Annotated in this window: 20 protein-coding genes and 1 tRNA gene; 17 read left to right on the top strand and 4 right to left on the bottom strand. The window is 71.2% G+C overall.

What is annotated here, in order from left to right:
• Positions 1-44: 44 nt before the first annotated feature.
• The 8 genes from ACFYM0_RS07185 (at position 45) to ACFYM0_RS07150 (ending at position 5,520) form a co-directional block, all read left to right on the top strand.
• Positions 45-119 (top strand) — tRNA-Trp (locus ACFYM0_RS07185).
• A gap of 43 nt (positions 120-162) precedes the next feature.
• Entirely contained in the window at positions 163-795 is a 633-nt protein-coding gene (locus ACFYM0_RS07180; RefSeq protein WP_388497552.1) for an MBL fold metallo-hydrolase, read from the top strand.
• Between the two features lie 30 nt (positions 796-825).
• On the top strand, positions 826-1,605 hold the full coding sequence (locus ACFYM0_RS07175) for an exodeoxyribonuclease III (RefSeq protein WP_388497549.1): 780 nt from the start codon (positions 826-828) through the stop codon (positions 1,603-1,605).
• 70 nt (positions 1,606-1,675) lie between these two features.
• Positions 1,676-2,116 carry a DUF6278 family protein gene (locus ACFYM0_RS07170; RefSeq protein ID WP_388497548.1) on the top strand — a complete coding sequence of 147 codons (441 nt, stop codon included), beginning with the start codon at positions 1,676-1,678 and terminating at the stop codon, positions 2,114-2,116.
• A 125-nt stretch (positions 2,117-2,241) separates the two neighbouring features.
• The gene (locus ACFYM0_RS07165) at positions 2,242-2,985 is read left to right on the top strand and encodes an amino acid ABC transporter ATP-binding protein (protein ID WP_250740493.1); all 744 of its coding nucleotides are present in this window, start codon (positions 2,242-2,244) and stop codon (positions 2,983-2,985) included.
• Between the two features lie 11 nt (positions 2,986-2,996).
• On the top strand, positions 2,997-3,974 hold the full coding sequence (locus tag ACFYM0_RS07160; RefSeq protein ID WP_388497545.1) for a glutamate ABC transporter substrate-binding protein: 978 nt from the start codon (positions 2,997-2,999) through the stop codon (positions 3,972-3,974).
• 17 nt (positions 3,975-3,991) lie between these two features.
• Positions 3,992-4,636 (top strand): amino acid ABC transporter permease, encoded by a 645-nt coding sequence (locus ACFYM0_RS07155; RefSeq protein WP_388497542.1) that lies wholly within the window; start codon positions 3,992-3,994, stop codon positions 4,634-4,636.
• Complete coding sequence (locus ACFYM0_RS07150) at positions 4,633-5,520, top strand: amino acid ABC transporter permease (protein WP_388497539.1); 888 nt, start codon at positions 4,633-4,635, stop codon at positions 5,518-5,520. Before ACFYM0_RS07155 ends, ACFYM0_RS07150 begins: the two co-directional genes overlap by 4 nt.
• A gap of 52 nt (positions 5,521-5,572) precedes the next feature.
• Here the strand turns inward: ACFYM0_RS07150 and ACFYM0_RS07145 are convergent, their stop codons facing one another.
• Both ACFYM0_RS07145 and ACFYM0_RS07140 read right to left on the bottom strand, forming a co-directional pair.
• On the bottom strand, positions 5,573-7,180 hold the full coding sequence (locus ACFYM0_RS07145; protein ID WP_388497536.1) for a CocE/NonD family hydrolase: 1,608 nt from the start codon (positions 7,178-7,180) through the stop codon (positions 5,573-5,575).
• Positions 7,181-7,304: 124 nt separating this feature from the next.
• Positions 7,305-8,519: an Ig-like domain-containing protein gene (locus tag ACFYM0_RS07140; protein WP_388497533.1), complete on the bottom strand. Its 1,215-nt coding sequence runs from the start codon at positions 8,517-8,519 to the stop codon at positions 7,305-7,307.
• A gap of 217 nt (positions 8,520-8,736) precedes the next feature.
• Here ACFYM0_RS07140 and ACFYM0_RS07135 point away from each other — a divergent pair, with 217 nt between their 5' ends.
• From ACFYM0_RS07135 to ACFYM0_RS07110, 6 genes are all read left to right on the top strand, one after another.
• Positions 8,737-9,912: a lipid II:glycine glycyltransferase FemX gene (locus ACFYM0_RS07135; protein ID WP_388497530.1), complete on the top strand. Its 1,176-nt coding sequence runs from the start codon at positions 8,737-8,739 to the stop codon at positions 9,910-9,912.
• Complete coding sequence (gene murJ / locus ACFYM0_RS07130; protein WP_388497527.1) at positions 9,909-11,648, top strand: murein biosynthesis integral membrane protein MurJ; 1,740 nt, start codon at positions 9,909-9,911, stop codon at positions 11,646-11,648. Before ACFYM0_RS07135 ends, murJ begins: the two co-directional genes overlap by 4 nt.
• An 82-nt stretch (positions 11,649-11,730) precedes the next feature.
• Positions 11,731-12,414: a response regulator gene (locus ACFYM0_RS07125; protein ID WP_388497524.1), complete on the top strand. Its 684-nt coding sequence runs from the start codon at positions 11,731-11,733 to the stop codon at positions 12,412-12,414.
• Between the two features lie 9 nt (positions 12,415-12,423).
• Complete coding sequence (locus tag ACFYM0_RS07120) at positions 12,424-13,872, top strand: ATP-binding protein (RefSeq protein WP_388497522.1); 1,449 nt, start codon at positions 12,424-12,426, stop codon at positions 13,870-13,872.
• Positions 13,869-14,411 (top strand): hypothetical protein, encoded by a 543-nt coding sequence (locus tag ACFYM0_RS07115; protein WP_388497520.1) that lies wholly within the window; start codon positions 13,869-13,871, stop codon positions 14,409-14,411. The genes ACFYM0_RS07120 and ACFYM0_RS07115 overlap by 4 nt, the downstream gene beginning before the upstream one ends.
• 85 nt (positions 14,412-14,496) lie before the next feature.
• Positions 14,497-15,753: a cytochrome P450 gene (locus ACFYM0_RS07110; RefSeq protein WP_388497517.1), complete on the top strand. Its 1,257-nt coding sequence runs from the start codon at positions 14,497-14,499 to the stop codon at positions 15,751-15,753.
• On the opposite strand, the gene ACFYM0_RS07105 is transcribed toward ACFYM0_RS07110, so the two are convergent.
• Positions 15,713-16,438 carry a hypothetical protein gene (locus ACFYM0_RS07105; RefSeq protein ID WP_388497515.1) on the bottom strand — a complete coding sequence of 242 codons (726 nt, stop codon included), beginning with the start codon at positions 16,436-16,438 and terminating at the stop codon, positions 15,713-15,715. The genes ACFYM0_RS07110 and ACFYM0_RS07105 overlap by 41 nt on opposite strands.
• Positions 16,439-16,538: 100 nt before the next feature.
• Between ACFYM0_RS07105 and ggt the strand changes: the two genes are divergently transcribed.
• Complete coding sequence (ggt, locus tag ACFYM0_RS07100) at positions 16,539-18,338, top strand: gamma-glutamyltransferase (RefSeq protein ID WP_388497512.1); 1,800 nt, start codon at positions 16,539-16,541, stop codon at positions 18,336-18,338.
• A gap of 41 nt (positions 18,339-18,379) precedes the next feature.
• Here ggt and map read toward each other — a convergent pair whose 3' ends face one another.
• Positions 18,380-19,147, bottom strand: a complete 768-nt coding sequence (map, locus tag ACFYM0_RS07095; protein WP_388497511.1) for a type I methionyl aminopeptidase — start codon at positions 19,145-19,147, stop codon at positions 18,380-18,382.
• A 64-nt stretch (positions 19,148-19,211) separates the two neighbouring features.
• Here map and ACFYM0_RS07090 point away from each other — a divergent pair, with 64 nt between their 5' ends.
• Together ACFYM0_RS07090 and ACFYM0_RS07085 are read left to right on the top strand one after the other, a co-directional pair.
• Positions 19,212-19,463 (top strand): helix-turn-helix domain-containing protein, encoded by a 252-nt coding sequence (locus ACFYM0_RS07090; protein WP_388497508.1) that lies wholly within the window; start codon positions 19,212-19,214, stop codon positions 19,461-19,463.
• Between the two features lie 142 nt (positions 19,464-19,605).
• Positions 19,606-20,823 carry an alginate lyase family protein gene (locus ACFYM0_RS07085; RefSeq protein ID WP_388497505.1) on the top strand — a complete coding sequence of 406 codons (1,218 nt, stop codon included), beginning with the start codon at positions 19,606-19,608 and terminating at the stop codon, positions 20,821-20,823.
• Positions 20,824-20,835: the final 12 nt, after the last annotated feature.

Genomic DNA, 20,835 nt, shown 5'->3' with positions numbered 1-20,835 from the left:
CCTCACCGATGCCGCCCCCGCACGGATAGGGTGGCGCCGGGGGCGGAGCCGTAGCGCAGAGGTCGTCGCGCGCGGTCTCCAAAATCGCGAGGACGCCGGTTCGAATCCGGTCGGCTCCGCCTTCCCGCCCTGTCGGGCCCACCGCGCGGCTAGCCTTCGATCATGAAGCTCACCAAGCGGCTGCACTCCTGCGTCCAGCTGGAGAAGGACGGGCTCGTGCTCGTCATCGACCCGGGCGCCTTCAGCGAAGCGGACGCCGGCCTCGGCGCCGACGCCCTGCTCGTCACCCACGAGCACCCCGACCACTTCGAGGAGGGCCGGCTGCGCGCCGCCCTCGACGCGAACCCGGCGGCGGGGCTGTGGACCCTGCGCAGCGTCGCTGAGAAGCTGGCCCCCGCCTATCCGGGCCGCGTCCACACCGTGGGCCACGGGGACACCTTCACCGCGGCAGGATTCGACGTCCAGGTGCACGGCGAGCTGCACGCCGTGATCCATCCGGACATCCCGCGGGTCACCAACGTCGGCTACCTGGTCGACGGCTCGCTCTTCCACCCCGGGGACGCGCTGACCGTGCCGGACGCCCCGGTGGACACGCTGATGCTCCCGGTGCACGCCCCGTGGAACAAGATCGCCGAGGTCGTCGACTACGTCCGCGCGGTCAAGCCGCGCGTGGCCATCGACATCCACGACGCCTACCTCGCGGACCTCGCCCGTCCGATCTACGACTCCGCGCTGAACGCCCTCGGCGGCTCGCCGCACACCCGACTCACCGCCGGGGACACGGCCGACCTCTGACTGTCGGTGCCGGGCGGTAGGTTGGACGGCATGCGTATCGCCACGTTCAACGTCAACTCGATCACCGCCCGGCTGCCGCGCCTGCTGGCCTGGCTGGAGTCCTCCGGCACGGATGTCGTGTGCATCCAGGAGACCAAGTGCTCCGCGGAGCAGTTCCCGTACGAGGAGCTGCGCGCGCTGGGCTACGAGTCGGCCGTCAATGCCACAGGGCGGTGGAACGGCGTGGCCCTGCTCTCCAAGGTGGGCCTGGACGACGTGGTCGTGGGGCTGCCGGGCGGGCCCGACTACGAAGGGGTCCAGGAGCCCCGCGCGATCTCCGCCACCTGCGACGGGGTGCGCGTCTGGTCGGTGTACGTGCCCAACGGGCGCGAGGTCGAGCACGACCACTACGGCTACAAGCTGGACTGGTTCCGGGCCCTGTCCGCCGCCGTCGCGGAAGACGCGGCGGGGGAGCGCCCGTTCGCCGTGCTCGGCGACTTCAACGTGGCCCCGACCGACGAGGACGTCTACGACCCGGCGGTCTTCGAGGGCCTCACCCACGTCACCCCGGCCGAGCGGGCCGCCCTGGAGCAGCTGCGGGCGGCCGGGCTCTCGGACGTCTTCCCGCGCGCGCTCAAGTACGACCGGCCGTACACCTTCTGGGACTACCGGATGCTGGCCTTCCCGAAGAACAGGGGCATGCGCATCGACCTGGTCTACGGGAACGAGGCCTTCGCCAAGGCCGTCACCGACTCCTACGTGGACCGCGAGGAGCGCAAGGGCAAGGGCGCCTCCGACCACGCGCCGGTCGTCGTCGACCTGGAGCTTTAGCGGTCCCCGATCTGTCACAGTCCGCGCGCGTCCTGTCGCCCGTCGTGGATCCTGGTGTCAGGCTGGGCTCATGAACATCCCTTTCCTGGCCAACTGGATCAATCGACACGAAACGGAACCGGGTGCGGGACTCGCTGCGGCCCTCGCGGACGATCCCGAGGGCATCAACGAGATGTTCGCGGAATGCGAGATGCTGCGCGCCCACGCGCGCTCGGCCGGGCTCGAACTCGACGAGAGCCCGCGCTCGTTGGAGGACATCGACCAGCTGATGCCGCGCTGGCGCCGGGATCCGGAGATCACCCCGTGGCTGGGCAACGACGCGGGCTTCTACCTCGGGACCGTGATCATCCGCTCCGTTCCGGGCGCCGCCTGGCAGGTGTGGCCCAACGGCCGGCCGATGATCCGGCTGGCCTCGGGCCGCGAGCTGAACGTGGTCGAGTCGGGGGTGTCCTGGGCGATGACGGGATCTCCCGAGCTCAGTCAGGCCTACGCCGAAGCCTCCGAAGGCTGAGACGCCACGTAAGGCTGACCTCGCGGGCCTTTATGCGGCTTTTAGGCGTGTCGCGGTGAAGTGCCCTTCCACGGCTGGATAGTTTGCGCTGACCTCGACACACCGACAAGTGGGCAGGGCAGCGTATGGCCGTCGATCCGTTGATCGAGCTGCGGGACGTCAACAAGCACTTCGGACAACTGCACGTCCTCCAGGACATCAACCTCACCGTCGGCCGCGGGGAGGTGGTGGTGGTCATCGGCCCCTCCGGCTCCGGGAAATCGACCCTGTGCCGGGCGATCAACAGACTGGAAACGATCGAGTCGGGCACGATCACGCTCGACGGCAAGCCGCTGCCGGCCGAGGGCAAGGAGCTCGCCGCGCTCCGCGCGGACGTGGGGATGGTGTTCCAGTCCTTCAACCTCTTCGCGCACAAGACGGTCCTCGCCAACGTCTCCCTCGCCCAGATCAAGGTCAGGAAGCGGAAGAAGGAAGAGGCGGACAAGCGCTCCCGCGAGCTGCTGGAGCGGGTGGGCCTCGCGAACCAGGCGGAGAAGTTCCCCGCCCAGCTCTCCGGCGGCCAGCAGCAGCGCGTGGCCATCGCCCGTGCGCTCGCCATGAACCCCAAGGCCCTCCTCTTCGACGAGCCCACCTCCGCGCTCGACCCGGAGATGATCAACGAGGTGCTGGAGGTCATGCAGCAGCTCGCCGCGGAGGGCATGACCATGGTCGTGGTCACCCACGAGATGGGCTTCGCCCGCTCCGCCGCCAACCGCGTCGTGTTCATGGCCGACGGGAAGATCGTCGAGGACCGGACCCCGGAGGCCTTCTTCACCGCCCCCGAGAGCGACCGGGCCAAGGACTTCCTCTCCAAGATCCTCAAGCACTGAGGGGCGGCCCGATGAGACAGCTTCCGACGAACGCCCCGCGTACGCGGCGGGAGGCCCCGCGCACCCGGGTGCGAGCCCCCCGCGCCCGGGTCCTGCCCGTCCTCGCCGCCGCCCTGGTCCTGCTGGGAGCCCTCGCCGGCTGCGGCAAGTCCGGCAGTCCGCCGGTCAAGGGACCGCAGCCCGAGGACCTGCCCGTCTACCAGGTCGCCACCGGCTTCCAGCTGCCGGACTCCCCGACCTGGGAGAAGGCCAAGCGGCGCGGCCACCTCGTGGTCGGCGCCAAGGAGGACCAGCCGTACATGGGGGAGAAGGACCCCGCGAGCGGCCGCTACTCCGGCTTCGACATCGAGATCGCCAAGATGATGTCGGCCTCCCTCGGCTTCGACCCCAAGACGATCGAGTTCAAGACCATCGCCTCCGCCAACCGCGAGACGGCCCTGCAGAACGGCCAGATCGACTACTACGTGGGCACCTACACGATCAACGACAACCGCAAGAAGCAGGTCGGCTTCGCCGGCCCCTACTTCATGGCCGGCCAGTCCCTGCTGGTGCGCAAGGGGGAGACCGACATCAAGGGCCCCGAGGACCTCGACGGCAAGAAGGTCTGCTCGGCCGCCGGCTCCACCCCCTACCAGCGGCTCCAGAAGGAGTTCCCGCGGGCCGTCCTCGTCGCCTACGACACGTACTCGGTCTGCGTGGACAACCTGCTGACCTACCAGGTCGACGCCGTCTCCACCGACGACTCCATCCTCCTCGGCTACGCGGCCAAGGTCCCCGAGGAGCTCAAGGTGGTCGGCAAGCCCTTCTCCGAGGAGCCCTACGGCATCGGCGTCCCGCGCTCCGACAACGCACTGCGCTTCGCGCTCGACGACGCGCTCGCCGCGAACGAGAAGAACGGCAACTGGAAGAAGGCCTACGAGGCCACGCTCGGACTCTCCGGCCAGCCCGCCCCGACACCGCCCGCCATCGACCGCTACCCGGCGAGCTGAGGGGAGAGCGCACCGCCATGGACGTACTCACCGCAAACTTCTCGCTCTACGGGAAGGGCTTCCTCGGCACCGTGGAACTCACGGTCTACGCCTCCCTCCTGGCCCTGGTCCTCGGCTTCCTGATGGCCTCCTTCCGCGTCGCCCCCGTCGGCTCCTTCCGGGTCTTCGGCACCGTCTGGGTGACCATCCTGCGCAACACCCCGCTCACCCTGCTCTTCTTCGCCGTCCTGCTCGGCCTGCCGCGCTTCGGGCTGGTCCTGCCCTTCGAGCTCTTCGCGGTGCTGGCCCTGGGCTGCTACACCTCCGCCTTCGTCTGCGAGGCCCTGCGCTCCGGCATCAACACCGTGCCCAAGGGCCAGGGCGAGGCGGCCCGCAGCCTCGGCATGTCCTTCGGACAGACCCTGGGCACCGTCGTGCTGCCGCAGGCCTTCCGGTCCGTCATCCCGCCCATCGGCTCCACGCTGATCGCGCTCGCCAAGAACTCGGCGATCGCCGGGGCCTTCAGCGTCACCGAGCTGCTGGGCACGTACAAGACCCTCAACGAGCTCGGCTACAGCATCATCTGGACCTTCGTCTGGATCGCGGTGGGCTACCTGATCATCACCCTGTCCATCAGCGCGCTGTTCAACGTGCTCGAAAAGCGCTACGGAGTCGCCCGATGACCGCGCACGCGCTCCACGGTGACCTGGAGTCCACCGCCCTCTACGACCTGCCGGGCCCGCGCGCCCAGCGCCGCCACTTCTTCTACGGGGTCGCCTCGACGGCCGTCATCCTCGGGCTGCTCGGCTGGCTGCTCTACCTGCTCTTCGACACGAACCAGTTCACCGCCGCCAAGTGGAGCCCCTTCACCTACAAGGGCATCCAGGAGCTGCTGCTCAAGGGCCTGTGGAACACGCTCAAGGCCTTCGCCTACGCCTCGGTGCTCTCGCTCCTGCTCGGCGCGGTGCTCGCCACGGGCCGGCTCTCGGTGCACCGGCCGGTGCGCTGGCTGTCCACGCTGTGCGTGGAGTTCTTCCGGGCCATGCCGGTGCTGGTGATGATCTTCTTCATCTTCGTCGCGCTCAAGGTCCAGCCGCTGCCCGCGCTGGTCGCCGGACTGACCCTGTACAACGGCTCGGTGCTGGCCGAGGTCTTCCGGACCGGCATCAACTCGGTGGAGAAGGGCCAGCGCGAGGCCGCGTACGCCCTGGGCATGCGCAAGACCCAGGTGATGACCTACATCCTGGCCCCGCAGGGGGTCCGGGCGATGCTGCCCACGATCATCAGCCAGCTCGTGGTCGCGCTGAAGGACACCTCGCTCGGCTACCTGATCACCTACGAGGAGTTCCTGCACGCGGGCAAGCTGATCGCCTCCAACCTCGACTACGACCTGCCCTTCATCCCGGTCGTGATGATCATCTCGCCGATCTACATCGGGATGTGCATGCTCCTGTCCTGGTTCGCCACCTGGGTGGCCCGGCGCGAGCGCCGCAACCCCAAGACGAAGGCGGTCGACATCGACATCGACGCGGCCGACCCCGGAACGGCGCTGCCGGGCCGGATCTGACCCGCGGGGCGAAGCCCCCCAGAGCCACACCCGGCCCGGCAGCAGCCGCGGATCACTGCTCGCGCAGCGGCACCGAGACGTACGAGGGATCGGTGCGCGGCGAGGAGAAGGTCAGCTGCCCGCCGGTCGGGTTGTGCTCGATGTAGAGCGGGTCGACGGTGTCGACGACGACCGCGAGGCGGTGCCCGGCCGGGACGTCGTAGGCGGTGGAGAAGAGTTCCAGGTCCACGCCGAAGGGCTGGCCGGCCGGCTTTCCGTGGAAGGTGTACGGGGCGTTGCTGATCAGCTTCCCGATGCCGAGCGGGCCCACGTCGTAGAGGTACGCGACGAAGGTGCCGTCGGACTTCGAGGACGTGACGGTGGTGTGCAGCCCGACCGTGCCCCGGATCCGGCGCTCCTCTTCGTAGCGCGGTGACTGCCAGACGGCGGCGAAGGCGCGGGGGAGCAGCGGAATGGAGGCGATCGGGGGCGCCTGGGCGATCTGGTCGAGCAGGCTGGAGAGCATGACGATCCCGCCGTTGGCGCCGGAGTCGATGCCGGTGAAGAGGTGTTCGCTGTCGGAGAGCATCACCTTCTCGGCGCCGCCGTCGCCGACCGACTTCCAGTCGGCGTAGCCCTCGTACCCGCCGTCGCTGCGGGGCTTGATCTGGACGGGGGCCTCGGCGTCGACTCCGTTGGCCGCGCCCTTGAGGTAGCGGTCGAACCAGCGGTGGGCGTTGGTCCAGGTGTCGTTGGGCAGTCCGAGGAGACCGGTGGCCTCGGCGGTGGCGTGGTCGCCGGGGCGGAACTCCAGGCGCTTGGGGCCGGTCAGTTTCTCGAAGAACTTCGCGTACTGGTTGGGCGGGAAGATGGTGTCGCCCCAGGCGTTGCCGAGCATGATCGCGGCGCCGTTGGCGTTGATCGCGTCGACCTTCTCGGAGGCGGAGCGCTTCTTGCCCCACTCGATCATCTGCGGCTCCCGGTCCAGCTTCGAGCCGAGGAAGTCGCCGAGGATCTGCTGCAGTTCGGGGCCGGGGCGTCCGGTGAGGAAGCCGGCGCCGCCGAGCAGGGCGGCCGCCTGGAGGTGCTGGGTGCGGCCGGAGTAGATCGACTCGATGAGATCGGCCCAGCCGCTGAGTGCGACCACGGCCTTGATGCGCGGATCGCTCGCGGAGGCCAGCAGGCTGATGCCCGCGCCGTAGGAGACCCCGCCCGTGCCGATGTGAGCGGCGTCGGCCGGGGTGCTGGCGAGCGCCCAGTCGATGACGGCGGAGACGTCGGCGATGTCCGCAGGTCCCGCGGTCTCGATCTGGCCGCCGGAGAGCCAGAAGCCGCGGGAGGTGTAACTGACCACCACGTAACCGGAGTCGGCGAGCTTCTTGGCCTGGGCGATGTATTCGATCTGCGGCATGCCCCAGCTGGTCGGCAGGACGATCAGCGGGTACTTCGCGCCGGCCCCGGCGCCCGCCGGGGTGAAGACGTTGCCCTTGAGGGTGATGCCGCCGGAGCCGGGGATGTCGTGGAAGGTGACTCCCGACTGGGCTTGCGAGGCTGCCGGGACGGCGGCGGTCGTGCGGGCGGGAGCCGCCTGGGCCTGATGGGGGGCCAGGCCCAGAGCGGCTGCCGCCAGTACGGCTGCCATGGCAGCCGCGGTGCTGGTGGTGCGGGCGGTACGGACCATCGATCGCTCCTCGCGTGTGCCGGGGTGTCAAAGTGACCCGACGGTAACGGGAGGGGCTTACCGGAAGTAACCCGTGGGTAAGTTACGTGCCGGTAACGATTGAACGATGGTCAGTCCGCGTGGATCAGCCGGCCTGCGGGGCTCCGGCGGCGGCGCTCTTGGCCTGCCACTGCTCCCAGGTCAGGTTCCACTCGCCGTAGCCGTTGCCGAGGTCCGGGTTGCCCTTGGACCCCTGGCCCACGACCTCGAAGGGGTCACCGACCTGGGCCGATCCGAAGAACGCCTTGGCGTTCTCGTCGCTCATGCCCACGCAGCCGGAACTGGTGTTGGCGCGGCCGAAGTTGGCGGTGTTCCACGGAGCGGCGTGCACGTACATGCCCGACCAGGTCAGCCGGATCGAGTAGTCGACCATCTTGTCGTAGGAGTCGCCCAGGCCCACCGTCTGGGAGTCCATCCGGATGGTGCCCTCCTTGGCCATCATCACCATCTTGCCGTCCCAGGAAGCCTTCTTGCCGCCGGGGGTTCCGGCGGAGATCGGGATGGTGCCGGCCGCCTGGCCGTCCTCGGTGACCGACATCTTCTTCGTGTCGAGGTTCACCTTGATCAGGCGCTCCTTGCCGATCTTGAACTCGGTGTTGTAGTCCTTGACGAACATCCCGCCGCCGGGGCCGGAGTCGACGCCGTTCAGGTTCATCTGGACCTTCACGTCGGTGCCGGACTTCCAGTACTCCTTGGGCCGCCAGTCCACCCGGTCCTTGCCCGAGTAGTCCGTGATCCAGCCCCAGGAGCCCTCGGTGTTGTTCGAGGTGGTGACCTTCAGCTGCTTCTCGACGGCCGCCTTGTCCTTCACCGGGTTGTCGAAGACGATCGAGACCGGCATGGCCACACCCACGGTGCTGCCCTTGGATATGTTGATCGAGACCTTGTTCACCTTGTCGGGGGCCGAGGTCTTGAACGTCGTGGTCGCGCTCTGGCTGTCCGTGTTCTGTGCATCGACCTTGTACTGGGCCGAGGGCAGGGCGTTGCCCTGCGAGGTCCAGGTCTTGCCGTCGGCGGATATCTGCCCGGCCAGCTCCCCGCCCTTGGCGTCCGTCACCTTCACGGTCGCGAGCTTGCCCTCGGCGATCGTGACGGTCACCGGCTGACCTGCCTTGACCTGGTCACCGGTGAGGTTCACCGAGACCGCCATGGCCGGCTTCTCCTTCATCTCCGCCTTGGTTCCGCCGCCCGCCGCGGCGCCACCGCCACCACAGGCCGCCAGTGAGGCGGCCAGCAGTGCGGTGCCAGCCGCCACGGCGGTGCGGCTGCGTACAGAGAAGACCCGGCGTGTGCGGCTCAACGAAAACCCCTCCGAAGTAATGATCGTCCGCAAAAGAAGATGCGAACGGAACGACTCTAGGTTGCGGGAGATCAGGAAAAGTTCAGGATTTCCCTTGTGACATAGACCGCAGCGATACGGTCATCGTCCGGTCACAATCGCCGCGCACCGCGGTCATGGACACCTGTGAGAGTCCTGTGCATCCACCGATTCGGATGTACAGGAAGGCCGGTCAGCCATGTGCGCACTACTCGTGACACCCACCCAGCAGTACCAGGCCCGGAGTCGGGGCCGGGAGCTCGCCGTGCGCTCCCTGTCCGAAGCGGAATACCGGGCATTCCTTTCCAGGGACGGCAGGGCCAGCTTTCTCCAGTACCCGTCCTGGGGCGGCGTAAAGGACCTTTGGCGGTCCGAAAGGGTCGGATGGCACTACCCCGGGGGTGAAATAGAAGGCGCCGGGCTCGTTCTCTACCGCCAATTCCCCGGCACCCGCAAATACTTCGCCTACCTCCCCGAGGGGCCCGTCGCGGACTGGGCCGACCCCGACATCGACCGCTGGCTGACCCCCCTCAAGAACCACCTGAAGGCCTCCGGCGCCTTCGCCGTGCGCATCGGACCCACCCCCGCCTACCGCCGCTGGGACGCGGCCACCGCCAAGGCGGGCACCGGCCCGGGCCGGCAGATCTCCGACGTGCTCGCCACCGAGGTGGACCCGGTCGGAGCCGCGCTCGCCGACCGGCTGCGCACCCGCGGCTGGAAGCGCTGCGGAGGCGAGGACGACGGCGACGCCCAGCCCCGCCACGTCTTCCGCGTACCGCTCGCCGGGCGCACCCTCGACGAACTGTGGTCGGGCCTGAACCAGGAATGGCGGCGCAATGTGCGCAAGGCCACGAAGGCGGGGGTCGAGACGGTCGTCGGCTCGGCCGCCGAGCTGCCCGAGTTCTACCGGCTGTTGCGCATCACCGAGGAGCGCGACGGTTTCCGGCTCGGCCGCTCGCTGGCGTACTACCAGCAGCAGTACGAGGTCCTGAACGCCGAGGAACCCGGCCGCATGCGCCTCTACCTGGGCGTTCACCAGGGCGAGATCCTCGCCGCGCACACCATGATCGTGGCCGGCCGCCGGGCCTGGTACCAGACCGGCGCCTCCGCCGACCACCGCCGCGAGGTCCGCCCCAGCAACGCCCTGCAGTGGCGCATGATGTGTGACGCACATGCACTCGGAGCCGACGAATACGACATGCGCGGGGTACCCTCCACCCTCGACCCCGACGAACGTTCCTTCGGGCTGCTGCGCTGGAAGCTCGGCACCGGCGGACAGGTCGTCGAAACCCTCGGCGAGTGGGAGACCTCCATGGACGGATACGCCAACACGGCCCTCTACAAGGCGTTCCAGGCGTACATGGCCCGCCGGTGACCCTCGCAGACCACAGAGCGGCCGGCACCCCGGCCGCGCAGGACGCCGCCGCCGAAGCGGCGACGGAGAACGGCACCGACCGTGCGGCACCGAAGAAGACCTCGGTGCTGCGCAGCGGCGCGCTCATGGCGGCCGGCTCGATCGTCTCCCGGGCCACCGGCTTCATCCGCTCCGCGGTGATCGGCGCCGCCCTCGGCACCACCCTGCTCGGCGACGGCTACGCGGTCGCCAACACCGTCCCGAACATCCTGTACATCCTGCTCATCGGCGGCGCCCTCAACGCCGTCTTCGTGCCCGAGCTGGTCCGCGCCGCCAAGGAGCACGCGGACGGCGGCGCCGCCTACACCGACCGGCTGCTCACCGTCTGCACGGCCGCGCTGGTGGTCCTCACCGCCGCCGCCGTACTGGCCGCCCCGCTCATCGTCTCGGCGTACACCGGCTACAGCGGCGGCCAGGAGTCCACCACCGTGGCCCTGGCCCGGTACTGCCTCCCGCAGATCCTGTTCTACGGGCTGTTCACCCTGCTCGGGCAAGTGCTCAACGCACGCGGCCGGTTCGGCGCCATGATGTGGACCCCGGTCCTCAACAACCTCGTCGTCATCGCGGTCTTCGCGCTGTTCCTCGCAGTCGCGCAGGGCAATCAAGGGGGCGCCGGGACGCTGAGCACCTCCGAAACCCGTCTGCTGGGCATCGGCACCACCGCCGGCATCGTCGTGCAGGCCCTCGGGCTGATCCCCTCGCTGCGCGCCGCCCGCTTCCGCTGGCGCCCCCGCTTCGACTGGCGCGGCAGCGGACTGGCCCGCCCGCTGCGCAACGCGGGCTGGCTGGTCATGCTCGTCCTGACCAACCAGATCGCGTACTGGGTCGTGACCCGGCTCTCCACCGCCACCGGCGAGCACGCCGTCGCCGAGGGCCTCGCGGGCGGGGCCGGCTACCTCGCCTACAGCAACGCCTACCTGCTGTGGATGGTCCCGCAGGGCATCGTCACCGTCTCGCTCGTCACCGCCCTCATGCCCCGGATGAGCGCCGCCGCCACCGACGGCGACCTCGGGCGGGTGCGCGCCGACGTCTCCTACGCCCTGCGCTCCGCCGCCGCCCTCGTCGTCCCGGCCTCCGCGCTCTTCGCGGCCCTCGCGCCCTGGGTGATCGGCGCCGTCTTCGAGCACGGCCGCACCGGCTCCGCCGACGTCGCCGTCATGGCCGGCATGCTCGCCGCCTTCGCACCCGGCCTGATCGCCTATTCCGCGCAGTACGTGCTCTCCCGCGGCTTCTACGCCCTGTCCGACACCCGGACCCCCTTCCTCCTCAACCTCGTCATCGCCGCCCTCAACGCCGGGTTCTCCGCCACCGCGTACCTCCTGCTGCCGCCGCGCTGGGCCGTCACCGGCATGGCCGCGGCCTGCTCGATCGCCTTCACCGCGGGCGCGGCCGTCACCGCGTACGCCCTGTCCCGGCGGCTCGGCCCGCGCACGGGGACCCGTACGGAACGCCGGAACACCGCCGCACGGACCCACCTGCGGCTCCTCGCCGCCTGCACGCCGGCGGCCGTCGCGGGGTACGTTGCCGCGCGCTCCGCCGACCACTTCGCGGACCTGCCCGGGATCCTCGGGAACATCACCGGGGCCGCGGCGGGAACCGCGGTGATCGTCCTCGTCGTCGTACTCCTCGCCCGCCCCCTGCGGATCACGGAGATCACCGACCTGCTGGCCTCCGTACGGCGCAGAACCGGCCGCTAGCCCCGGCCGGACCCCGCTGCCGGCCGCCCGTATCGGCCGAAAGCGGGAGGGGACCGATCGACGACCCTGGAATACTGACCCGATGCCACGCGTACTGCTGATCGAGGACGACCCTTCCATCAGGGAGGGCGTGGGTCTCGGCCTGCGCCGCAGAGGCCACGACGTGAGCGCCGCCGAGACCGGCGAGGCCGGACTCGAACTCATGGCGAGCTTCCGCCCCGAGCTCGTGCTGCTCGACCTCATGCTGCCCGGCATCAACGGCGTCCAGGTCTGCCGGCGGATCCGCGAGAACAGCCAGGTCCCGATCATCATGCTCACCGCACGCGGGGACGACTTCGACATAGTCGTCGGCCTGGAGGCCGGAGCCGACGACTACATCGTCAAGCCCGCCCGCACCGAGGTCATCGAAGCCCGCATCAAGGCCGTGCTGCGCCGCCTCAGCGAGCCCGCGGGCGGCCGCCCCGACGTGGAGTTCCACGGCGAGCTGGCCGTGGACCGCGCGGGGCTCACCGTCGCCAGGAACGGCGAGCGCCTCCCCCTGGCACCCAGCGAGATCAAGCTCCTGCTGCACCTGTCGGCCTCGCCCGAGCAGGTCTTCTCCCGCCAGCAGCTCCTCGAATACGTGTGGGACCACAGCTACCACGCCGACGCCCGGCTGGTGGACGCCTGCGTACGCCGCCTGCGCCACAAGATCGAGGACCCCGACGCCGCCCCCCGCTACATACAGACCGTGCGCGGCTTCGGCTACCGCTTCGGCCCGCTGTAAGCGGCGCACATGAGACGTTTCGCACCGCTGGGTCTGCGCACCCGGCTGATCGCCGCCTTCCTGCTGGTCGCCGCCATCTGCGCGGTGAGCACGGCCGCGCTCACCTACCAGCAGGCACGCAACGCGATCCTCAAGCAGAGCCAGGACACCGCCGTCAGCACCCTGCGCGACCTGGTCGACTCCCAGTACACCCAGCTGCCCATGGGGCAGGTGGAACTCCAGCGGCTCGTAGGGGAACTGGGCAAGCGCGGCCAGCCGCACCCCTGGATCGTCTACGGGGAGTACGGCAAGCTCCGCGCCACCTCGAACCAGGGCGGCGCGCCCGTCTCCACCGCCGTCGGCGAAAAGCTCCGCAGCCAGATGACCTCCCATCCGCACGGGGCCTTCCAGCGCACCGAGGACCGCAACGGCAACCTCTCCCTCGTCGTCGGCATGCCCGCCGTCTTCAAGTACGGCGAGGCCTACGAGACCACCGGAGTGGTCTTCTACGCGGTCGTGCCCCTGGACACCGAGCAGACCACCGTGGAGGCCCTGGTCGCCGCCGCCCGAATGGGCGCGGTACCGGGCCTGGCCATAGCGCTGATCCCCGCGCTGCTCGCCGCGCGCAGTGTCCTGAGGCCCGTACGGGACATGCGCAAGGCCGCCCAGCGGCTCGGCCGCGGCCGGCTCGACACCCGGATCGAGGTGCGCGGCGCCGACGAACTCGCCGGACTCGCCCGCACCTTCAACGAGACGGCACGCGCCCTCGAACAATCGGTCAGCGAACTCCGGGAGGCGGAGGCCCGCGCCCGCCGCTTCGCCGCCGACGTCTCCCACGAACTGCGCACCCCGCTCGCCGGAATGCTCGCCGTCACCGAGGTCCTCGACGAGGGAGCAGAGGAGCTCGACGCCGACACCGCCAAGGCGCTGCGCCTGATCAGCGCCGAGACCGGGAAGCTCGCGGTGCTCGTCGAGGACCTCATGGAGATCTCCCGCTTCGACGCCCGCGCCGCCGAGCTCAACCTCGACGAGGTCGACATCGCCGAGATCGTCACCAAGACCCTGGAACGCCGCCACTGGACCGACGGGCGGGTCACCACCGACCTGCCCCCGGACGTCCGCGCCCGGCTCGACCCGCGCCGCTTCGACGTGGTCCTCGCCAACCTCGTGGGCAACGCCCTCAAACACGGCGGGGCCCCGGTCCGCGTCGGCGTCCGCACCGAGACCCGGCCCGAGGGCGAGCGGCTGCTCGTCGAGGTGGCCGACAGCGGGCCCGGCATCGCCCCCGAGGTGCTGCCGCACATCTTCGACCGCTTCTTCAAGGCCGACGCCGCCCGCACCCGCTCCACGGGCAGCGGGTTGGGCCTGGCCATCACCCTGGAGAACGTCCGCCTGCACGGCGGAACCCTGCACGCCGCCAACGGCCCCGGCGGCGGAGCGCTCTTCACCCTCGACATGCCGTTGGAGGCCCGCACATGACCCGGGTGCCCAAGACCGTGGCCGCCGCCCTGACCGTTCCGCTGCTGCTCGCCACCGGCTGCGGCATCGCCACCACCGGGGTCGTCGAGAGCGGCCGCGCCGGGACCGTGAAACTGGCCACCGCGCCGGACCCGGGCCTGCTGTACTTCATCGCCCCCGACGGGGCGCTCGTCCCGGTGCCCGTCACCGACCGGACGCAGCGGCCGGACGTCGGCTTCACGATCGGGATGCTGCTGGAGGGGCCGGGCGAGGCCGCGCGGGAGGCTGGTCTGACCACCGAGATCCCGGTGCCGGACGTGAAGTACTGGGACCGCATGGGCGTTGCCCGGCCGCCGGTCACGCCCGACGGCGACGGCGACGGCAAGCCCCTGCGCGTCGTGCTGCCCGTCCCGGTCGGGCCGCTGTCCGGCCCGGCCCGGCGCCAGCTGGCCTGCACGGCTCTCGCCGCGGTGCGCACCAGCCCGCCCCCCGAGATCCTCCTCATCGGCTCCGACGGCAAGGAGCAGACCGCCGCGTGCGAGGTCAGGCCGGATCGCTGAGCCCCGGCCGGGGCTCACGGGACGGCCGGCCCCGGCGGGCCCCGGCCCCTTGCGGGCAGGGCCGCTCCCCGCCACCGTGTGGCGCATGGACCAAGGACCGGCCCCCGACGTATTCGACCCGCGCCTGTACGCCGAAGGCGTCCCGTACGAGCGCTACCGGCTGCTGCGCGACCACCGCCCGGTGGCCTGGCAGAGCGAGCCGGAGGTGCTCGGCTGGCCGGCCGGGCCCGGCTTCTGGGCCGTCACCCGGCACGCCGACGTGGTCCGGGTGCTGCGCGACCACCGCACGTACTCCTCGCACCTGGGCGCCACCCAGATCCGCGACCCCGACCCGGCCGACCTGCCCTTCCTGCGGCGCACCATGCTCAACCAGGATCCCCCCGAGCACGGCACCCTGCGCCGGACCGTGGCCCGCGCCTTCACCCCGGCCCGCGTCGACGCCTTCGCGGCCCGGGTCCGCGGCCGGGCCCGGACGCTGCTGCGCGCGGCCCGCGACGGCGCCGAGGACGGGGCCGCCGACCTGGTGCGCACCGTCACCGACGAGTACGCGCTGCTGAACCTCACCGACCTGCTGGGCGTCCCGGCCGAGGACCGGGGGCTGCTGCTGGAGTGGACCGTACGGATCATCGGGTACCAGGATCCCGAGGACGCCCCGGCCCCGCTGCCCGGCCCGGACGGGCAGCCGCTGAACCCGCGCTCACCGGCGCTGCTGGGGGAGATGTTCGCGTACGCCCGAGAACTGGCCGCCCACAAAAGGGCCCACCCCGGCGACGACGTGATGACCGCCCTCGCGCTCGCCGGGCTGGAGGACGCGGAGCTGGAGATGTTCTTCTTCCTGCTCACCGTCGCGGGCAACGACACCGTGCGCAGCGCCGCGCCCGGCGGCCTGCTCGCCCTGGCCCGCGACCCGGACGCCTACGCCGGACTCGCCGACGGCCGGGCCCCGCTGGACCGGGCCGTCGAGGAACTCCTGCGCGTCCACCCGCCGGTGCTGAGCTTTCGCCGCACCGCCGCCGCCGACACCGAACTCGCCGGGCAGCGGATCCGGGCCGGCGACAAGGTGGTGGTCTTCCACGCCTCCGCCAACCACGACGAGCGGGTCTTCGCCGACCCCGGCCGCCTCGATCTGGGCCGCGCACCCAACCCGCACGTCTCCTTCGGGGACGGCCCGCACGTGTGCCTCGGCGCGCACTTCGCCCGGCTCCAGCTCCGCGTCCTCTACGAGGAGTGGGCCGCCGCCATGCCGGTACCGGAACTGGCGGGCACACCGCGCCGGTTGGTGTCGAACTTCATCAACGGGATCACGCGGCTGCCGCTGCGGGTGTCCGGGCGGGCCGGGTGACATCGGCGATCAGCTCGGTCACGTCCGGGCCGTAGGCATTCGAGTTGATCACCTTCAGCAGGATGCAGAAGGAGTCCTGGCCGTAGGTGCGGGCCAGCGACTTGTGGTGTCGGGCGAGGTAACGGGCGGCTGCGTGATTGCTGTTGGCGGTCTGGCCCGCCATGAGGAACACCGGTCGCGTTCCCGCACCGGCCGTCAGCCGGGCCAGCAGGACGTGCTCGACCATGCCCTCCTGCCAGCGGTACGTCTCCCCTCCGATGCTGAGCGCACCCCGCTCCGGACTGCGCTCACGGCTGTCGTCGAACCGCACTCCCGGCAGCATGGAGGTCAGGTGCGCCGCCGTGCGGGCATTGGAGACCGGCCCGCCGACGCAGAACTCGGCTCGTTCGCCGAATCCCTGGCGTGCCCCGTCGTGGGTGACGATCTGGAGGTTCGCCCCGCAGTCCTTGATCAGCCCGGCGATCTCCAGCAGGGCGAAGGCGTCCTTGCGGTGCACCGAGGAATCGGAGCCGCTCATATGCCGGTTGACCACGAACAGGCAGTCAGAGCCGGTCGGCAGGCCGAAGAAGGCCTGCTTGCGGCGCAGTGCGCGGCGCCACAGATAGGTCCGGGTGGACCAGCCGAACCCGCCGCTGAAGGCAGTGGCTATCACCCCGAGCACGATGTTGCGGACGTCGTCATTCATGCGGCGGATCGTAGTCTCTCGCCGCCGCCATGACGCGGCGGGTGCGCGGAAGTTACGCTGCCGCTCCAAGGTCTGACAGGCAGTCGACTGGAGGAACCGAATGCGTGGTCCCGCCGCACGTCAGTTAGCGCTCATCGCGCTCGCCGGGGCGCTCGTCTCGACCGGGGCGGACGCCCCGCCGTCGCAGAGCGCCGCCCCGCCGAAGGTCCCGGTCGCCACCGGCTACGGCGGGGCCGTCGCCAGCGTCGACGCCGACGCCAGCGCCGTCGGCATCGCCGTCCTGCGCTCGGGGGGCAACGCCGTGGACGCCGCCGTGGCGACGGCCGCCGCCCTGGGGGTCACCGAGCCGTACTCCGCCGGCATCGGCGGGGGCGGCTACTTCGTGTACTACGACGCCCGGTCGGGCCGGGTGCGCACCATCGACGGCCGCGAGACCGCCCCGGCGACGGCCACCGCCGCGCTGTTCCAGGAGAACGGCGTGCCCATCCCCTTCGCCGAGGGCCAGACCAGCGGCCGCGGCGTCGGAGTTCCCGGCACCCCGGCGACCTGGCAGAGCGCGCTGGAGTCCTGGGGCACCCGTTCGCTCGGCCACCTCCTCAAGCCCGCCGAGAAGCTGGCCCGCGAGGGCTTCGCCGTCGACTCCACCTTCCGGGCCCAGACCGCGCTCAACGAGGCCCGGTTCCGGGACTTCCCCGACACGAGGAAGCTGTTCCTGCCCGGCGGTGACCTCCCGGTGGTCGGCTCCACCTTCAAGAACCCCGATCTGGCCGCCACTTACGCCGAGCTCGGCCGCAAGGGCGCCGGCGCGCTCTACCGGGGCCCGCTGGCCGAGGACATCGTCCGGGCCGTGCGCACGCCCCCGGTGGACCCGGCCGCCACCCGCGTGGTCCGGTCCGGCGATCTGACCACCGGGGACCTGCGCGCGTACGCGACCAAGCGGCAGGACCCGACCCGGGTCGGCTACCGCGGCCTGGACGTGTACAGCATGGCCCCGTCCTCCTCCGGCGGCACCACCGTCGGCGAGGCGCTGAACATCCTGGAGCGCACCGACCTCGGCGCGCTCACCGAAGCCCAGTACCTGCACCGGTTCATCGAGTCCTCCCGGATCTCCTTCGCCGACCGGGGCCGGTGGGTCGGCGACCCGGCGGCCGAGGACGTGCCCACGAGGGAACTGCTCTCGCAGCAGTACGCGGACACGCGCGGCTGCCTCATCGACCCGGCCAAGGCGCTGACCAGCCCGCTGGCTCCGGGCGATCCCCGCAACCCGGTCGCCTGCGGTGGCGGCGGACAGGCCGCCCCGACCACGTTCGAGGGGGAGAACACCACGCACCTGACCGTCGCCGACCGCTGGGGCAACGTGGTCTCCTACACACTGACCATCGAGTCCACCGGCGGCAGCGCCATCACCGTCCCGGGGCGCGGCTTCCTGCTCAACAACGAGCTGACGGACTTCTCCTTCGCCCCGGCCGCACCCGGCGTCCCCGACCCCAACCTGCCGGGCCCGGGCAAGCGGCCGCGCTCGTCCATGTCCCCGACCATCGTGCTGGAGAACGGACGCCCGGTGCTGGCGCTGGGCTCCCCGGGAGGGGCGACCATCATCACCACGGTGCTCCAGACCCTGACGGGGCACCTGGACCGCGGGCTGCCGCTGGTCGAGGCCATCGCCGCGCCGCGGGCCAGCCAGCGCAACCAGACCACCACCGAGCTGGAGCCGGGCCTGTGGAACAGCCCGGTCCGCGCCGAGCTGGAGGCCCTCGGGCAGGGCTTCCGGCAGAACCCGGAGATCGGCGCGGCCACTGGGGTCCAGCGACTGCCCGACGGGCGGTGGCTGGCCGCGGCCGAGACGACCCGGCGGGGCGGCGGCTCGGCGATGGTGGTGCACCCGAGCGGGAGGCGGTAGACCGGGGAGGCACCTCGGTGAGGCCCACAGGGCGGTGAGGCCTACAGGGCGGTGAGGATCCTCGGACCGGCGGCGGTGATCGCGACCGTGTGCTCGGAGTGCGCGGCGCGGCTGCCGTCGACGGTCCGCAGGGTCCAGCCGTCGGCGTCGCAGGCGTAGTCGTCCGTGCCGCCCGCGATCAGCATCGGCTCGATCGCGATCACCATGCCGGCGCGCAGTTTCGTACCCTGACCGGCCGGGCCCTCGTTGGGCACGCCCGGCTCCTCGTGCATGGAGCGTCCGACGCCGTGGCCGCCGAAGCCGTCGGGGATGCCGTACCCGGCGGCGCGGCAGACACTGCCGATGGCGTGGGCGATGTCGCCGACGCGGTTGCCGGGCCGGGCGGCGGCGATGCCCGCCGCGAGGGCCGCCTCGGAGGTCGCGATGAGCCGCAGGTCGGCGGGGCGGGCCCGGCCCACGGTGAAGCTGACGGCCGCGTCGCCGACCCAGCCGCCCAGTTTCGCACCGCAGTCGATGCTGACCAGGTCGCCGTCGCGCAGCCGGTGGTCGGTCGGGATGCCGTGCACGATCGCGTCGTTGACGGAGGCGCAGATGACGGCGGGGAAGGGGACCGGCGCGAACCGCGGCCGGTAGCCGAGGAAGGGCGAGGTGGCACCCGCCTCGCGGAGCACCTCGCGTGCGACCAGGTCGAGCTCCAGCAGGGAGACCCCCACGGCGGCCCGGTCCCGGACGGCGGCGAGGGCGTGGGCGACCACGCGGCCTGCGGCGCGCATCTGGTCGATCGATCGTTCTGTCTTCAGTTCCACCATGCCAATAACTATACCGGTATAACTGTAACGGGATACTTATTGGGTTCCGGGGTAGGATGACGTCATGGTCCGTACCCCCCTCACCCCCGAAGAGCGCGAGCGCGGCGAGCGGCTGGGCGCCCTGTTGCGCACGGCCCGCGGTGGCCGCAGCATGGTCGAGGTCGCGGCCAGCGCCGGGCTCTCCGCCGAGACCCTCCGCAAGATCGAGACCGGGCGGGCCCCGACCCCGGCCTTCTTCACCGTCGCCGCCCTCGCCGGGGCCCTGGAGCTGTCCCTGGACGAAGTGATGCGGAGCTGCGCCCTCGTGCCCGTGTGAGGACCGGGGCAGCGGGCGGGCCGCGGCCGTTCGGCCGCCGGGCCCGCACTCCGGCGTGGCGTTAGGGCGGGCCCGGCGGCCGAACGGCCCAATCGGCGGTGAGAGGGCCGGGGCGCGGGGCAAGCGTGAAGGCGTGTCAGACATGAACGCATCCGCATCCAAGCGACTCGGCCTCGGACTCGTGGGCGCCCTCCTCGCGGGCGGCCTGCTGCTCGCGGCGTGTGCCGCCCCCGAAGGCCGGGCCCACGCCAAGGACCCGGGCGACGTGGTCTTCCGCCACCCGGGCGTCGTCGTCAGCCACACCCGGCTCCAGCACGCGAAGCAGATGGTCGCGGCCGGCAAGGAGCCGTGGAACTCGGCGTACCAGGCGCTCCTGAAGAGCCGATACGCCTCCCTCGACTACGAGGCGCACCCGGCCGACGTGGTGCCCTGCCCCTTCAACTCGGGCCCGCAGTCCTGCCTCGACGAACGGCAGGACGCGATCGCCGCGTACACCCACGCCCTGCTGTGGTCGGTCAACGGCAAGGCCTCCCACGCCCGCAAGGCCGTGCAGATCATGGACGCCTGGTCGGCCGTGATGAAACGTCACGCCGAGGACAACGCGGGCCTCCAGGCCGCCTGGTCCGGCTCCACCTGGGCGCGCGCCGCCGAGATCGTCCACGCCGACTACCCGGGCTGGGGGGACGGGCGGGTCGCCCGCTTCAAGGAGATGCTGCGCACCGCCTACCTCCCGGCCGTCCGTGCGCAGGTGCCGTCGTACAACGGCAACTGGGAGCTGGCCATGACCGACGCCGCCCTGGGCATCTCCGTCTTCCTGGAGGACCGGGCCGTCTTCCGGGAGTCCCTCGAGCGGTTCCGGGAGCGCGTTCCGGCGTACTTCTACCTCAAGCGGGACGGTGCGCACCCGCTGGCCCCGCCGCGCACCGGCATCGACTCACCGGACGAGGTCACGTCGTACTGGTTCGGCCAGGGGGCCTACGTCGACGGCATCGCCCAGGAGACCTGCCGCAACCTGATGCACGTCGGCTACGCCCTCGCGGCGTCCGCGCACATCGCGGAGACGGCCTGGCACCAGGGCGTCGACCTGTACGGGGAGCAGGGCGAGCGGCTCCGGGCGGCGCTGGAGTTCCACTCGAAGTACCAGCTGGGGGAAGAGGCCCCCGGGTGGCTCTGCGGCGGCAAGCTGGAGCGCACGATGGGCCCCGACCTGGAGGTGGCGCTCCAGCACTATGCGGTGCGGTCGGGCGCGAAACTTCCGTACACCCGTGAGCTGGTCGAGAAGACGCGGCCGGCCGGGACGGACGACCTGTTCGTGGCGTGGGAGACCCTCACCCACGGGGAGGCGGCGCCGGCCGCCTGAGGCGCGGCCCGG

It is taken from the genome of Streptomyces sp. NPDC006487 (genome assembly GCF_042870555.1).
Taxonomy (GTDB): Bacteria; Actinomycetota; Actinomycetes; order Streptomycetales; family Streptomycetaceae; genus Streptomyces.
This window is presented reverse-complemented; position numbering and strand designations above follow the sequence as displayed.

Excerpts from the sequence above, each read along its gene's own strand:
- ACFYM0_RS07105 (WP_388497515.1), bottom strand. The coding sequence starts at position 16,438 with ATGAATGACGACGTCCGCAACATCGTGCTCGGGGTGATAGCCACTGCC.
- map (WP_388497511.1), bottom strand. The coding sequence starts at position 19,147 with ATGGTGGAACTGAAGACAGAACGATCGATCGACCAGATGCGCGCCGCA.
- ACFYM0_RS07165 (WP_250740493.1), top strand. The coding sequence starts at position 2,242 with ATGGCCGTCGATCCGTTGATCGAGCTGCGGGACGTCAACAAGCACTTC.
- ACFYM0_RS07085 (WP_388497505.1), top strand. The coding sequence starts at position 19,606 with ATGAACGCATCCGCATCCAAGCGACTCGGCCTCGGACTCGTGGGCGCC.
- ACFYM0_RS07155 (WP_388497542.1), top strand. The coding sequence starts at position 3,992 with ATGGACGTACTCACCGCAAACTTCTCGCTCTACGGGAAGGGCTTCCTC.
- ACFYM0_RS07170 (WP_388497548.1), top strand. The coding sequence starts at position 1,676 with ATGAACATCCCTTTCCTGGCCAACTGGATCAATCGACACGAAACGGAA.
- ACFYM0_RS07090 (WP_388497508.1), top strand. The coding sequence starts at position 19,212 with ATGGTCCGTACCCCCCTCACCCCCGAAGAGCGCGAGCGCGGCGAGCGG.
- ACFYM0_RS07175 (WP_388497549.1), top strand. The coding sequence starts at position 826 with ATGCGTATCGCCACGTTCAACGTCAACTCGATCACCGCCCGGCTGCCG.
- ACFYM0_RS07115 (WP_388497520.1), top strand. The coding sequence starts at position 13,869 with ATGACCCGGGTGCCCAAGACCGTGGCCGCCGCCCTGACCGTTCCGCTG.
- ACFYM0_RS07135 (WP_388497530.1), top strand. The coding sequence starts at position 8,737 with ATGTGCGCACTACTCGTGACACCCACCCAGCAGTACCAGGCCCGGAGT.
- ACFYM0_RS07125 (WP_388497524.1), top strand. The coding sequence starts at position 11,731 with ATGCCACGCGTACTGCTGATCGAGGACGACCCTTCCATCAGGGAGGGC.
- ACFYM0_RS07120 (WP_388497522.1), top strand. The coding sequence starts at position 12,424 with ATGAGACGTTTCGCACCGCTGGGTCTGCGCACCCGGCTGATCGCCGCC.
- ACFYM0_RS07180 (WP_388497552.1), top strand. The coding sequence starts at position 163 with ATGAAGCTCACCAAGCGGCTGCACTCCTGCGTCCAGCTGGAGAAGGAC.
- ACFYM0_RS07150 (WP_388497539.1), top strand. The coding sequence starts at position 4,633 with ATGACCGCGCACGCGCTCCACGGTGACCTGGAGTCCACCGCCCTCTAC.
- ACFYM0_RS07110 (WP_388497517.1), top strand. The coding sequence starts at position 14,497 with ATGGACCAAGGACCGGCCCCCGACGTATTCGACCCGCGCCTGTACGCC.
- ACFYM0_RS07160 (WP_388497545.1), top strand. The coding sequence starts at position 2,997 with ATGAGACAGCTTCCGACGAACGCCCCGCGTACGCGGCGGGAGGCCCCG.
- ggt (WP_388497512.1), top strand. The coding sequence starts at position 16,539 with ATGCGTGGTCCCGCCGCACGTCAGTTAGCGCTCATCGCGCTCGCCGGG.
- ACFYM0_RS07145 (WP_388497536.1), bottom strand. The coding sequence starts at position 7,180 with ATGGTCCGTACCGCCCGCACCACCAGCACCGCGGCTGCCATGGCAGCC.